The 12,987-nt window shown below is 58.3% G+C and carries 14 protein-coding genes, 1 tRNA gene and 1 rRNA gene; 2 read left to right on the top strand and 14 right to left on the bottom strand.

From position 1 onward, the window contains the following. Positions 1–16: 16 nt before the first annotated feature. From hscB to trmJ, 7 genes are all read right to left on the bottom strand, one after another. Positions 17–538 (bottom strand): co-chaperone HscB, encoded by a 522-nt coding sequence (hscB, locus tag GIW48_RS05235; protein WP_236460748.1) that lies wholly within the window; start codon positions 536–538, stop codon positions 17–19. Positions 539–546: 8 nt separating this feature from the next. Continuing rightward, a complete protein-coding gene (gene iscA / locus GIW48_RS05240; RefSeq protein ID WP_003209680.1) occupies positions 547–870 on the bottom strand; it encodes an iron-sulfur cluster assembly protein IscA in 324 nt (107 codons plus the stop codon). 28 nt (positions 871–898) lie between these two features. Then, on the bottom strand, positions 899–1,285 hold the full coding sequence (gene iscU, locus GIW48_RS05245; RefSeq protein ID WP_003175965.1) for a Fe-S cluster assembly scaffold IscU: 387 nt from the start codon (positions 1,283–1,285) through the stop codon (positions 899–901). 99 nt (positions 1,286–1,384) lie between these two features. Then, positions 1,385–2,599 (bottom strand): IscS subfamily cysteine desulfurase, encoded by a 1,215-nt coding sequence (locus GIW48_RS05250; protein WP_017135944.1) that lies wholly within the window; start codon positions 2,597–2,599, stop codon positions 1,385–1,387. A gap of 50 nt (positions 2,600–2,649) precedes the next feature. Next, complete coding sequence (iscR, locus tag GIW48_RS05255; protein ID WP_003194020.1) at positions 2,650–3,141, bottom strand: Fe-S cluster assembly transcriptional regulator IscR; 492 nt, start codon at positions 3,139–3,141, stop codon at positions 2,650–2,652. A gap of 299 nt (positions 3,142–3,440) precedes the next feature. Continuing rightward, complete coding sequence (gene cysE, locus GIW48_RS05260; RefSeq protein WP_017135943.1) at positions 3,441–4,226, bottom strand: serine O-acetyltransferase; 786 nt, start codon at positions 4,224–4,226, stop codon at positions 3,441–3,443. 2 nt (positions 4,227–4,228) lie between these two features. Beyond that, complete coding sequence (gene trmJ, locus GIW48_RS05265; protein ID WP_003210307.1) at positions 4,229–4,999, bottom strand: tRNA (cytosine(32)/uridine(32)-2'-O)-methyltransferase TrmJ; 771 nt, start codon at positions 4,997–4,999, stop codon at positions 4,229–4,231. Positions 5,000–5,144: 145 nt separating this feature from the next. Here trmJ and suhB point away from each other — a divergent pair, with 145 nt between their 5' ends. After that, positions 5,145–5,960, top strand: coding sequence for a type III secretion system regulator SuhB (gene suhB, locus GIW48_RS05270; RefSeq protein ID WP_003175971.1), 816 nt, complete (start codon positions 5,145–5,147; stop codon positions 5,958–5,960). 188 nt (positions 5,961–6,148) lie between these two features. Here suhB and GIW48_RS05275 read toward each other — a convergent pair whose 3' ends face one another. The 6 genes from GIW48_RS05275 to queA all read right to left on the bottom strand — a co-directional run bounded on the left by GIW48_RS05275 (position 6,149) and on the right by queA (position 12,240). Beyond that, positions 6,149–6,691, bottom strand: a complete 543-nt coding sequence (locus GIW48_RS05275; RefSeq protein WP_017135941.1) for a glycine zipper 2TM domain-containing protein — start codon at positions 6,689–6,691, stop codon at positions 6,149–6,151. A 123-nt stretch (positions 6,692–6,814) separates the two neighbouring features. After that, positions 6,815–7,729 carry a protein translocase subunit SecF gene (secF, locus tag GIW48_RS05280; RefSeq protein WP_017135940.1) on the bottom strand — a complete coding sequence of 305 codons (915 nt, stop codon included), beginning with the start codon at positions 7,727–7,729 and terminating at the stop codon, positions 6,815–6,817. A gap of 9 nt (positions 7,730–7,738) precedes the next feature. Continuing rightward, positions 7,739–9,610, bottom strand: coding sequence for a protein translocase subunit SecD (secD, locus tag GIW48_RS05285; RefSeq protein WP_017135939.1), 1,872 nt, complete (start codon positions 9,608–9,610; stop codon positions 7,739–7,741). Between the two features lie 62 nt (positions 9,611–9,672). Next, complete coding sequence (gene yajC / locus GIW48_RS05290; RefSeq protein ID WP_003175975.1) at positions 9,673–10,011, bottom strand: preprotein translocase subunit YajC; 339 nt, start codon at positions 10,009–10,011, stop codon at positions 9,673–9,675. Between the two features lie 43 nt (positions 10,012–10,054). After that, positions 10,055–11,170, bottom strand: a complete 1,116-nt coding sequence (gene tgt / locus GIW48_RS05295) for a tRNA guanosine(34) transglycosylase Tgt (RefSeq protein ID WP_003175976.1) — start codon at positions 11,168–11,170, stop codon at positions 10,055–10,057. Between the two features lie 5 nt (positions 11,171–11,175). Continuing rightward, on the bottom strand, positions 11,176–12,240 hold the full coding sequence (gene queA / locus GIW48_RS05300; protein ID WP_169985246.1) for a tRNA preQ1(34) S-adenosylmethionine ribosyltransferase-isomerase QueA: 1,065 nt from the start codon (positions 12,238–12,240) through the stop codon (positions 11,176–11,178). Positions 12,241–12,348: 108 nt separating this feature from the next. Here queA and GIW48_RS05305 point away from each other — a divergent pair. After that, a tRNA-Leu gene (locus GIW48_RS05305) sits at positions 12,349–12,433 on the top strand. A 444-nt stretch (positions 12,434–12,877) separates the two neighbouring features. Here the strand turns inward: GIW48_RS05305 and rrf are convergent. Then, positions 12,878–12,987: ribosomal RNA gene (gene rrf, locus GIW48_RS05310) — 5S ribosomal RNA — on the bottom strand; the annotation flags it as partial.

Raw genomic sequence — 12,987 nt, forward strand, 5'->3', positions numbered from 1 at the left:
CACGGGCAGCACTGGGTTAATCGTCGAGGCGCTCTTCTAGCTGGCGCACTTCGTAGGTGAGCTTGTCGAGGAACTGCATGCGCCGCATCAGGCGTTCGGCCTGTTCACGTTGCGCTGCATCATCCCAACAGGCTGCGAAGCTTTCATTGAGCTCATCCTGGGCCGTTTTCAGACGACGCTTGAAGACCGCGACACCGGCTATATCAGCCTCGTCCTGCAAGTCTTCGAGTTCTTCGCGCCACTGCATCTGCTGCATCAGGAAGTCCGGGTCGTGCACCGTCACTTCGATAGGCAACTCACCACCGTTCAACGCGAGCAGGTAGCGCGCGCGTTTGGGCGGGTTTTTCAGCGTCTGATAGGCTTCGTTGAGGCTGGCCGATTGCTCCAGCGCCAGGCGCTGCTCACGCTCGGAAGCGTCAGCAAAGCGGTCCGGATGCACCCCACGCGCCAACTCTCGGTAGCGCGTGGCAAGCTTCTCAAGGTCCAGCCGAAAGCTCGGCTGCAGCTCGAATAAAGCGAAATGACAAGGAGTACCCACGAATAGCCTCAGATGTTGAAGCTTTCGCCGCAGCCACATTCACCGCGAACGTTGGGGTTGTTGAACTTGAAGCCTTCGTTCAACCCTTCCTTGACGAAATCGAGTTCGGTGCCGTCCAGGTAGGTCAGGCTTTTAGGGTCGATGATCACTTTCTCGCCGTGACTTTCGAACACCTGGTCCTCTTCAACCACCTCGTCGACAAACTCCAGCACGTAGGCAAGGCCGGAACAGCCCGTGGTGCGAACACCCAGACGAATCCCCTCACCTTTACCGCGCCCATTCAGGGAGCGGCGAATGTGCTGCGCAGCCGCTTCTGTCATGCTGATAGCCATCGTTGACTCCTTACTCGTCGCCAAATGCTTAGATCAAGCCTTTCTTCTGCTTGTAGTCGCGAACGGCCGCCTTGATGGCGTCTTCGGCGAGTACGGAGCAGTGAATTTTCACTGGCGGCAGGGCCAGTTCTTCAGCCAGCTGGGTGTTGCTGATGGTGACAGCCTCATCCAGGGTCTTGCCTTTCATCCACTCGGTAGCGAGGGAGCTTGAGGCAATGGCGGAACCGCAGCCGTAAGTCTTGAACTTGGCGTCTTCGATAACGCCAGCGTCGTTGACCTTGATCTGCAGGCGCATCACATCGCCGCACGCCGGAGCGCCGACCATGCCGGTGCCGACATCAGGGTCTTCCGCGTTCATCTTGCCGACGTTGCGCGGGTTTTCGTAGTGGTCGATGACCTTTTCGCTGTAAGCCATGGTACTGAATCCTCACTCATCAGGGCCGCTCTGGAACCCTGTAAAAACGCCTGCGTTTTCCGCCACGTTCTTACAGAGCTTGGGTGGCGGCTTCTATAGTTAGTGTGCCGCCCACTCGATCTTGGAGATATCGACACCGTCTTTGTACATGTCCCACAGCGGCGACAGAACGCGCAGCTTGTTGACGGCTTCGCAGACTTTCTGCGCGGCGTAGTCGACTTGCTCTTCGGTGGTGAAACGGCCGAACGTAAAGCGGATCGAGCTGTGTGCCAGTTCGTCGTTGCGGCCCAGGGCGCGCAGAACGTACGAAGGCTCAAGGGAAGCCGAGGTGCAGGCCGAACCGGACGAAACCGCCAGGTCCTTGAGCGCCATGATCAGCGACTCGCCTTCGACGTAGTTGAAGCTCAAATTCAGGTTGTGCGGTACACGGGCGGTCATGCTGCCATTGATGTACAGCTCTTCAAGGTTCTCGACCTGCTTGTAGAAGCGATCGCTCAGCGCCTTGATACGGATGTTTTCGGCAGCCATGTCTTCTTTGGCTACACGGAAGGCTTCGCCCATGCCGACGATCTGGTGAGTCGCCAGGGTGCCGGAACGCATGCCGCGCTCGTGACCGCCGCCGTGCATGGTGGCTTCGATGCGCACCCGAGGCTTGCGGCTCACGTATAGCGCGCCGATGCCTTTAGGGCCGTAGGTTTTGTGGGCAGAGAACGACATCAGGTCGACTTTCAGCTTGGACAGGTCGATGTCGACCTTGCCGGTGGACTGAGCAGCGTCGACGTGCAGCAGGATGCCTTTGGAGCGAGTCAGCTCGCCAATGGCTGCGATGTCGTTGATGGTGCCGATTTCGTTGTTCACGTGAATCACGGAAACCAGGATGGTGTCTTCACGCAGGGCCGCTTCGATCATGGCCGGCGTGACGATACCGTCGGTGGTTGGTTCAAGGTAGGTAACCTCGAAACCTTCACGCTCCAGTTGGCGCATGGTGTCGAGGACAGCCTTGTGCTCAATCTTGGTGGTGATCAGGTGCTTGCCCTTGGTCGCGTAGAAATGCGCCGCGCCCTTGATTGCCAGGTTGTCGGATTCGGTAGCACCGGAAGTCCAGACGATTTCCCGCGGATCGGCGCCTACCAGGTCGGCGACTTGGCGACGAGCGTTCTCGACCGCTTCCTCGGCTTTCCAGCCGAATACGTGGGAACGGGAAGCTGGGTTACCGAAGTTTCCGTCAACCAGCAGGCATTCGCTCATCTTTTGCGCGACACGCGGATCAACCGGGGTGGTCGCTGAGTAATCAAGGTAAATCGGCAATTTCATGGACTTTCTCCTAAATCAGGCTGGCTGGCGTGCCGTTAGCTCTTCGGCTGTCACTCGACGGCGGACGCTTCAATCTTGTCCAGACGCGGCGCCTTGGTGTTGCAACGGCGCTGGTCCTGACGCTGGGCTACTTCTTGCACCTCACGGCGAGTCACAAGATCAGCCAAGCTGATACCACTCAAAAACTCATGGATCTGCAGGCTCAAGTCACACCACAAGTGGTGGGTCAGGCAGGTGTCGCCGGCATGGCAGTCACCCAAACCCTGGCATTTGGTGGCATCGACGGATTCGTTCACCGCGTCGATCACCTGAGCTACCTGAATGCCCTGCATATCGCGGGACAATTGATAACCGCCGCCCGGCCCACGCACGCTGGAAACCAAGTTGCTACGGCGCAATTTGGCGAACAACTGCTCGAGATAGGACAGGGAAATGCCTTGGCGCTCGGAGATATCGGCCAGGGACACCGGCCCAGTTTGCGCGTGCAAGGCCAGGTCAAGCATGGCGGTCACCGCGTATCGGCCTTTTGTAGTCAGTCTCATGGACAAGTACCAAGGTGTTTCAGAATGGGAGCAAGTATGCGATTCCCGAGTATTTAAGTCAACTATAAGACCTAGTACTTTAGTCAGGATTACCCGCAAAAAGGGCGCGCGAATAATAGCAGGGTGGGGTGGGGACGAACAGCGGGAACCGGGCCACGACTCAACCTCAAGACCAATGGAAGCCAAATATGGGAGCTGGCTTGCCTGCGATAGCGGTGGGTCAGCACCCCCTAAATGAGCTGGCAGACCGCTATCGCAGGCAAGCCAGCTCCCACAGAAGGTTTTATCGCGCTTAAGATTTAGCCAGCCTTGGTGGTGGCAGCTTCAACCTTGATCTCGGCGAAGTCTTCTTCGCGCAGCTCAGGCAGATCTTTTGCGCAGTAGCTACTGCCCAACTCCTTCAATGCGCCGCACATACCGTCCAGCTTGCCATCCACGGCCTGCAGGTGGTCGAGCAACTGGCCAATGGCACGCGCCACCGGGTCGGGCATGTCTTCGCTGACACCGTAGGCATCGAAACCGATCTTCTCAGCCATCGCTTTGCGCTTGGCTTCCTGCTCGTCGCCGAGCTCCGGCTTGACGATGATGCGGCCGGGAATGCCCACCACCGTCGCGCCAGGCGGCACAGCCTTGGTCACCACAGCATTGGAGCCCACTTTGGCACCCGCGCCGACAGTGAACGGGCCAAGCACCTTGGCACCCGCCCCCACCACTACGCCATCGCCCAATGTCGGGTGGCGCTTGCCTTTATTCCACGTTGTGCCACCCAGGGTCACGCCCTGATACAGCGTCACGTCATCACCGATTTCGGCGGTTTCGCCAATCACGATGCCCATGCCATGGTCGATAAAGAAGCGACGACCCACCTTGGCGCCTGGATGAATCTCGATTCCGGTCAACCAGCGCCCAAAGTTCGACACCAGCCGTGCCAGCCATTTCCAGCCCATGCCCCATAAGACTGCGGACAGGCGGTGAATCCAGATCGCGTGCATGCCTGGGTAGCAGGTCAGCACTTCAAAGGCGTTGCGCGCCGCCGGGTCACGGTGGAAAACACTCTGGATATCTTCTCGCAAACGCTCGAACATTTTTAATCCTTCCGCTTAAGAAGCTCACCACGGGCCGCTTTCTGGGTTTCCGTGAGGATGCCACGCAATATGTTCATTTCTGCCCGGCTTACCGAGCTACGGCCGTACAAGCGACGCAGGCGTGCCATCAAGTGCCGTGGTTTTTCCGGATCGAGAAACTCGATGGCCACCAGGGTTTGCTCCAGGTGCTCATAGAATCGCTCCAACTCGTCCATGGTGGCCAACTCGCCACTCTTGGTCGATGCGACCTCATCCTTCTCGACCTTGCTCGGCTGGCCTTCTGCAGCCAGCCAGGCCATGCGCACTTCGTAACTCAACACCTGCACCGCTGCCCCGAGGTTCAGCGAACTGAACTCAGGGTCTGATGGGATGTGCACGTGGTAATGACATCGCTGCAGCTCTTCATTGGTCAGGCCGGAGTCTTCACGGCCAAACACCAAAGCGATTTCAGCGCCACCTGCTGCCTCTTCCACCACCTTGGTGCCGCATTCGCGCGGATCCAGCAGTGGCCAGGGGATTCGACGGTCGCGAGCACTGGTGCCAAGCACCAGGTTGCAGCCGACCAAAGCGTCTTCCAAAGTGGCGACGACCTGGGCTTTTTCAAGGATGTCATTGGCGCCGGATGCACGGGCATCGGCCTCGTGGTGCGGGAACACACGCGGCTCGACCAGCACCAGGCGCGTCAGCCCCATGTTTTTCATGGCTCGCGCCACCCCGCCGATGTTGCCGGGATGACTGGTATTGACGAGGACAACACGGATGTTTTGCAGCAAGGGAGGCGCTCTCGGACACAGGAAAGGGGAGCAAATCTTACAGAACAGCCTAAGGTTATGCCATGAAAGCTAACGTCGTCCTTCACCTGAAGAAAGTTTCTGCTAGAATGCCCGGCTTTCTTTAACAACCTTAGGTGACACATCCATGCAGCCCATGCTGAATATCGCGCTGCGCGCCGCCCGCAGCGCCAGTGAATTGATCTTCCGCTCCATCGAGCGCCTGGATACCATCAAGGTCGACGAAAAAGACGCCAAGGATTATGTATCCGAGGTGGATCGCGCCGCTGAGCAAAAAATCATCGACGCGCTGCGCAAGGCCTACCCTACCCACGGCATCCTCGGTGAAGAAACCGGCTTGCACAAAGGCAGCGGCGAAGGCGAAGACTACCTGTGGATCATCGACCCACTGGACGGCACCACCAACTTCCTGCGCGGCATCCCACACTTTGCAGTCAGCATCGCCTGCAAATACCGTGGCCGCCTTGAACACGCCGTCGTACTCGACCCGGTTCGCCAGGAAGAATTCACCGCCAGCCGTGGCCGTGGCGCCCAACTGAACGGTCGTCGCCTGCGCGTCAGCGGCCGTACCAGCCTGGACGGCGCCCTGCTGGGCACTGGCTTCCCGTTCCGTGACGACCAGATGGACAACCTGGAAAACTACCTGGGCATGTTCCGCGCCCTGGTTGGCCAGACCGCCGGCATCCGCCGCGCCGGTGCTGCCAGCCTGGACCTGGCGTATGTTGCCGCCGGTCGTTTTGATGCGTTCTGGGAGTCGGGCCTGTCCGAATGGGACATGGCTGCAGGCGCCCTGCTGATCCAGGAAGCTGGTGGCCTGGTGAGCGACTTTACCGGTGGTCACGATTTCCTTGAGAAAGGCCATGTGGTCGCCGGCAACACCAAATGCTTCAAGGCAGTACTGACGGCGATCCAGCCGCACCTGCCGGCTTCGCTGAAGCGCTAAGCGAGCGAGCACAAAAAAGCACCCCGAGGGGTGCTTTTTTTATGCCTGGGATTTGCTATCCCAGCAGCCAACACAATCCAATGTGGGAGCTGGCTTGCCTGCGATAGCGGTCTACCAGCTAGCTAATGGGTTACTGACCCACCGCTATCGCAGGCAAGCCAGCTCCCACACTTGGATTGATGTCAGCCTTATTGCTGGTTCTGACCCAGGATCAGACGACCTTCCTTATCCACTGGAATCTGGCCGCCCGGATCACGGTCCATACGTACCGAACCTTCCTTACCGTCCAGGTTGTAGCGCACGTCATAACCCACAACCTTGTCACTGATATCGTTGACCGTGCTGCAACGCTGCTGCGTGGTGGTGTAGGTATCGCGGTTCTGCATACCTTCCTGCACCTTGTTACCGGCGTAACCGCCACCGACAGCACCGGCTACAGTAGCCAGCTTCTTGCCATTACCGCCACCGACCTGGTTGCCCAACAAGCCACCGGCCAGCGCGCCAACCACGGTGCCGACGATTTGGTGTTGATCCTGCACCGGCTTCTGCCGGGTCACGGTGACGTCCTTGCAGACCTCACGAGGGGTTTTGATCTGGGTTTTCACCGGCTGCACTGCCAGCACTTGCGCATACTCAGGGCCGCTTTTTACCAGGCTGTAGGTGGCAACAGCACCCCCGGCAGTCACACCGACAGCACCCAATACCGCACCAACCAGTAACGACTTGTTCACGTGAACCTCCTGACCATCACAAGCGGACCGAAACGTCCGCGCTATACCCAGCCTTGGAGCAAAAAAAAAGGCACGAGTTCAATACTCGTGCCTTCTTTGTAACAGCGTATCAACGAACGCCCATCAAGGACGGTCGTCGACCTCCTTGCCGGTAGCGGCAGGTGGGATCAAATCTTCGCTGTTGAGGTTCAGCCAAATCAGCACCACGTTAGCGATGTAGATCGACGAGTAGGTACCCGCCAGAACGCCGATGAACAGTGCCAGGGAGAAGCCCCACAGATTGTCGCCACCGAAGATCATCAGTGCAGCAATCGCCAGCAAGGTGGAGATCGACGTCGCCATGGTCCGCAGCAAGGTCTGGGTGGTGGAGATGTTGATGTTCTCGACCAGAGTAGCCTTGCGCAGTACACGGAAGTTCTCACGAACCCGGTCGAATACCACGATGGTGTCGTTGAGCGAGTAACCAATGATCGCCAACACCGCCGCCAGCACCGTCAGGTCGAAGGTGATCTGGAAGTACGCCAGGATACCCACGGTGACGATTACGTCGTGGATCAGCGACACAATGGCGCCGACGCCGAATTTCCACTGAAAGCGGAACGCCAGGTAGACCATGATGCCGGCCAGCGCCATCAGCATGCCGAGACCGCCCTGGTCGCGCAGCTCTTCACCCACTTGCGGGCCTACGAACTCGACGCGCTTGACCGACGCCGGGTTGTCACCGCCGACCTTCTGCAAGGCTTCGGCTACCTGATGACCCAACTGCGGATCTTCGCCCGGCATACGTACCAGCAGGTCGGTGGTAGCACCAAAGCTCTGCACGATGGCTTCGTGATAGCCGGCCTTGACCAGCTCGCTGCGCACCAGGGTGACGTCGGCCGGCTTCTCGTAGGTCAGCTCGATGAGCGTACCGCCGGTAAAGTCCAGACCGTAGTTCAGGCCCTTATGGAACCAGCTGAACAACGCCAGAACGGTAAGGAGCACTGTGGCGCCGAACGCAATGTTGCGAACGCCCATGAAGTTGATTGTACGTAACATGGCAGCCCCTTAAATCCACAACTTCTTGAAGTCACGTCCGCCAAAGATCAGGTTGACCATTGCGCGGGTCACCATGATGGCCGTGAACATCGAGGTAAAGATACCGAGGGACATGGTCACCGCAAAACCTTTGACCGGGCCGGTGCCCATGGCAAAGAGAATCCCGCCGACCAGCAGAGTGGTCAGGTTGGAGTCGAGAATCGCGGTAAATGCCCGGCCGAAGCCTTCGTTGATTGCACGTTGTACGGTCATGCCCGCCGCGATCTCTTCACGAATACGCGAGAAGATCAGTACGTTGGCATCTACGGCCATACCCATGGTGAGTACGATACCGGCGATACCTGGCAGGGTCAGTGTTGCGCCCAGCAGCGACATCAGTGCCAGCAGCATCACCATGTTGCCCGCCAGGGCCACGGTGGCGATGACGCCGAAGAAGCGGTAGATGGCGATGATGAACAAGGACACAAACAGCATGCCCCACAAGGCCGCATCGATACCCTTGGTGATGTTGTCGGCACCCAGGCTCGGGCCAATGGTGCGCTCTTCAGCGAAGTACATCGGCGCCGCCAGGCCACCCGCACGCAGCAGCAGTGCCAGCTCGGAAGATTCGCCCTGGCCATTCAGGCCGGTAATGCGGAATTGAGCACCCAGCGGCGACTGGATGGTCGCCAGGCTGATGATTTTCTTCTCTTCCTTGAAGGTCTGCACCGGCACGTCTTTCTCGACACCGTCGACCATTTGTTTGGTGTAGGTGGTGACCGGGCGTTGCTCGATGAAGATCACCGCCATGCTGCGACCGACGTTGCTGCGCGTGGCGCGGCTCATCAGGTCACCGCCATGGCCATCCAGACGGATGTTCACTTCCGGAGTACCGTGCTGCGAATCGAAACCCGCCTTGGCGTCAGTCACCTGATCACCGGTGATGATCAAGCCACGCTCGATCAGCGCTGGAGGACGGTTGCCTTCACGGAACTCGAATTCTTCGGCAGTCGCGCGAGTCGCACCCGGCTCAGCCGCCAGACGGAATTCCAGGTTGGCGGTTTTACCCAGGATACGCTTGGCTTCAGCGGTATCTTGTACGCCTGGCAGTTCAACCACGATGCGGTTGGCGCCTTGACGCTGCACGATCGGCTCAGCCACACCCAGCTCGTTGACGCGGTTACGTACCGTGGTCAAGTTCTGCTTGATGGAGTATTCGCGGATTTCCGCGATCTTGGCCGGGGTCATCGCCAGACGCAGCACAGCCTGACCATTCAGGTCAGCCGGTACGATGTCGAAATCATTGAAGTTCTTGCGCACCAGGGCACGGGCCTGTTCGCGGGTCGCTTCATCAGAGAAGCCCAGCTGGATGGCACCGTTGAGCTGCGGCAGGCTGCGATAACGCACCTTCTCTTTGCGCAGCAGGCTCTTCACGTCGCCTTCGTAAACTTTCAGACGCGCGTCGAGGGCTTTGTCCATGTCGACTTCCAGCAGGAAGTGCACACCACCGGACAAGTCCAGACCCAGCTTCATCGGGTGCGCGCCAATGCTGCGCAGCCATTTTGGCGTGGTCTGTGCGAGGTTGAGCGCGACAACGTAGTCATCACCCATGGCCTTGCGCACGACGTCTTTGGCCGGCAACTGGTCTTCGGCCTTGGTCAGGCGCAACAAACCGCCTTTCGCATCAGACGCCAAGGTTGCCGCTTTTACCTGGATACCGGCGTCGGTGAGCGCTTTGCTCGCACGGTCCAGGTCAGCCTGATTGACCTGCAGCGTAGTGCTGGCGCCAGTGATCTGGATCGCAGGGTCATCAGGATAAAGATTGGGAGCGGAATAAATAAAACCGATCGCCAGCACCGCCAGGATCAGTACGTATTTCCACAGAGGGTATTTGTTCAGCATCACGCCGCCCGCTTATAACGCGGGGCGCCTTGCGCGCCCCGTCGATTGGTAAAGGTTGTTACTCAGATCGCTTTGAGCGTGCCTTTTGGCAGCGTGGCGGCGATGGCGCCCTTCTGGAACTTCATTTCTACGGTGTCGGAGACTTCCAGAACCACGAAAGCATCGGAAACCTTGGTGATCTTGCCGGCGATGCCGCCAGTAGTCACAACTTCGTCGCCTTTCTGCAGGCTGCCCAGCAGGTTTTTCTGCTCTTTGGCGCGCTTGGCCTGTGGGCGCCAGATCATCAGGTAGAAGATGACCAGGAAGCCGACCAGGAAAATCCACTCGAAACCACCACCCATAGGGCCGGCGGCGGCAGGCGCAGCGGCGTCAGCCATGGCATTAGAGATAAAAAAGCTCATTTAGCACTCCAGTTGCAAATAGTGAATCTTAGGGTCGGAAAACTCAGTCCAAGGGCGGCACAGGGAGCCCGCGCTTGGCATAGAAGGCATCGACGAAGGCGGCCAATGTACCCTGTTGAATAGCCTCACGCAAACCAGCCATCAGGACTTGGTAGTGACGCAAATTGTGGATGGTATTCAACATGCTACCCAGCATTTCCCCGCACTTGTCCAGATGGTGCAGATAAGCACGCGAGAAGTTCTGGCAGGTGTAGCAGTCACAGGTGGGATCCAGCGGCGAATCATCATGGCGATGGAACGCGTTACGGATCTTCAGCACGCCTGTATCGATGAACAGATGCCCATTGCGGGCATTACGGGTTGGCATCACGCAATCGAACATGTCCACACCGCGGCGCACACCCTCTACGAGATCTTCCGGTTTGCCAACGCCCATAAGGTAACGAGGTTTGTCAGCGGGCATCAGGCCCGGCAGGTAATCCAGCACCTTGATCATCTCGTGCTTGGGCTCACCTACCGACAGACCGCCGATAGCCAGGCCATCAAAGCCGATTTTGTCGAGGCCTTCGAGCGAGCGCTTGCGCAGGCTTTCGTGCATGCCGCCCTGGACGATACCGAACAGCGCAGCAGTGTTATCGCCGTGGGCGTTTTTCGAGCGCTGAGCCCAACGCAACGACAGTTCCATGGAGATACGCGCGACATCTTCATCCGCGGGATAAGGCGTGCACTCGTCAAAAATCATCACGATGTCGGAGCCCAGGTCGCGCTGCACCTGCATCGACTCTTCAGGGCCCATGAACACTTTGGAACCGTCCACCGGCGAGGCGAAAGTCACGCCCTCTTCCTTGATCTTGCGCATGGCACCCAGGCTGAATACCTGGAAACCACCGGAGTCGGTGAGGATCGGGCCTTGCCACTTCATGAAGTCATGCAGGTCGCCATGCTTCTTGATCACTTCCGTGCCCGGGCGCAGCCACAGGTGGAAGGTGTTGCCCAGGATGATCTCGGCGCCGGTCGCGACGATGTCACGCGGCAGCATGCCTTTTACAGTGCCGTAAGTGCCCACTGGCATGAACGCCGGGGTTTCGACGGTGCCACGCGGGAACGTGAGGCGACCACGACGAGCCTTGCCATCCGTGGCCAACAATTCAAACGACATACGACTCATAGTTGCTCCTCAAGGCCCGCTTCTTTAGGAGCAGTCGGCGCAGGGTTACGGGTGATAAACATCGCATCACCGTAGCTGAAAAAACGGTATCCATTATCGATGGCAGCTTTATACGCCGCCATTGTTTCGGGATAACCCGCGAAGGCCGACACCAGCATCAACAGCGTGGATTCCGGCAAATGGAAATTGGTCACCAGGCAATCGACGACATGGAACGGCCGGCCCGGGAAAATAAAGATATCGGTGTCGCCACTGAAGGGCTTGAGCACGCCATCGCGCGCGGCACTCTCCAGCGAGCGCACGCTGGTGGTGCCCACCGCCACAACACGACCGCCGCGCGCCTTGCACGCCGCCACCGCATCCACGACTTCCTGGCTGACTTCCAGCCATTCGCTGTGCATATGGTGGTCTTCAATATTATCCACACGCACCGGCTGAAACGTACCGGCCCCCACGTGCAGGGTCACATAAGCGCTTTCGACACCTTTGGCGGCAATCGCGTCCAGCAGCAGCTGGTCAAAATGCAGCCCGGCTGTAGGTGCGGCGACAGCACCGAGGCGCTGCGAGTACACCGTCTGGTAGCGCTCGCGATCCGAGTCTTCGTCGGGGCGGTCGATATAGGGAGGCAGCGGCATATGGCCGACGCGTTCCAGCAGTGGCAACACTTCCTCGGCAAACTTGAGTTCGAACAACGCGTCATGGCGTGCAACCATCTCGGCTTCGCCACCGCCATCAATGAGGATGCTCGAGCCGGGTTTCGGCGACTTGCTGGAGCGCACATGGGCCAGCACGCGATGGCTGTCCAGCACCCGCTCCACCAGAATTTCCAGCTTGCCGCCGGACGCTTTCTGGCCAAACAGCCGTGCCGGAATCACCCGGGTATTGTTAAACACCATCAAATCGCCTGGGCGCAAATGCTCAAGCAAATCAGTGAATTGGCGGTGTGCGAGGGCACCACTCACCCCGTCCAGGGTCAGCAGTCGACTGGCGCGACGCTCGGCCAAAGGGTGGCGAGCGATCAGCGAATCAGGGAGCTCAAAAGTAAAGTCAGCAACGCGCATGATAGGGTTCGTCTAGCAGGGCCGGGGAGTCTAGCGGAAATAGTGAAAATAGACCATGAAACGTGATTGACCAACGGTAATCTCATCTCTATACTTCGCCGCCATTGAGCCCTGATGGCGGAATTGGTAGACGCGGCGGATTCAAAATCCGTTTTCGAAAGGAGTGGGAGTTCGAGTCTCCCTCGGGGCACCATCTTAAAGAAAGACCTTGAATTTCAAGGTCTTTTTTTTCGTCTGTAGAAAAGTGAGATTCCAGCGCTGGCCGCCGCAATGGCGCCCAGAAGGCAAAATCATGACAGAACAAGCCCTATGACCATAAGCCCTTTCAAAACCTCGTGAGCGCCTTCAGAGGCCGTCGGAGCGTTGCGATTATCCTACCGCCCTCGACCCATATAACGACCTTTCACGATCTGATGAGCCTGGGAGACAGCAGAGTGTCAGCATTCATGTAGAGATAACCAGTGAGCCAGTCTTCTGGAATGGCAAGGAGGCGAGCGCCTGGAGGCGTTTTGACGCGTGCTGTGCACCCGTTAGTGCGCATTGATGGTGGCTTTTTCGCGGAATAGCTTGCGGGACACTTTTCGAGCGCGCAAAACAAAACCCCATCTGCTTTCGCAAATGGGGTTTCGGAATTTAATCTTGACGATGACCTACTCTCACATGGGGAAACCCCACACTACCATCGGCGATGCATCGTTTCACTACTGAGTTCGGGATGGGATCAGGTGGTTCCAATGCTCTATGGTC

It is taken from the genome of Pseudomonas sp. PA-6-3C (genome assembly GCF_021605825.1).
GTDB classification, from domain to species: domain Bacteria; phylum Pseudomonadota; class Gammaproteobacteria; order Pseudomonadales; family Pseudomonadaceae; genus Aquipseudomonas; species Aquipseudomonas edaphica.

Bases quoted from the DNA above. Each gene is read 5' to 3' on its own strand.
- iscA (WP_003209680.1), bottom strand. From the start codon at position 870: ATGGCTATCAGCATGACAGAAGCGGCTGCGCAGCACATTCGCCGCTCC.
- iscU (WP_003175965.1), bottom strand. From the start codon at position 1,285: ATGGCTTACAGCGAAAAGGTCATCGACCACTACGAAAACCCGCGCAAC.
- GIW48_RS05250 (WP_017135944.1), bottom strand. From the start codon at position 2,599: ATGAAATTGCCGATTTACCTTGATTACTCAGCGACCACCCCGGTTGAT.
- iscR (WP_003194020.1), bottom strand. From the start codon at position 3,141: ATGAGACTGACTACAAAAGGCCGATACGCGGTGACCGCCATGCTTGAC.
- cysE (WP_017135943.1), bottom strand. From the start codon at position 4,226: ATGTTCGAGCGTTTGCGAGAAGATATCCAGAGTGTTTTCCACCGTGAC.
- suhB (WP_003175971.1), top strand. From the start codon at position 5,145: ATGCAGCCCATGCTGAATATCGCGCTGCGCGCCGCCCGCAGCGCCAGT.
- secF (WP_017135940.1), bottom strand. From the start codon at position 7,729: ATGTTACGTACAATCAACTTCATGGGCGTTCGCAACATTGCGTTCGGC.
- secD (WP_017135939.1), bottom strand. From the start codon at position 9,610: ATGCTGAACAAATACCCTCTGTGGAAATACGTACTGATCCTGGCGGTG.
- yajC (WP_003175975.1), bottom strand. From the start codon at position 10,011: ATGAGCTTTTTTATCTCTAATGCCATGGCTGACGCCGCTGCGCCTGCC.
- tgt (WP_003175976.1), bottom strand. From the start codon at position 11,170: ATGTCGTTTGAATTGTTGGCCACGGATGGCAAGGCTCGTCGTGGTCGC.
- queA (WP_169985246.1), bottom strand. From the start codon at position 12,240: ATGCGCGTTGCTGACTTTACTTTTGAGCTCCCTGATTCGCTGATCGCT.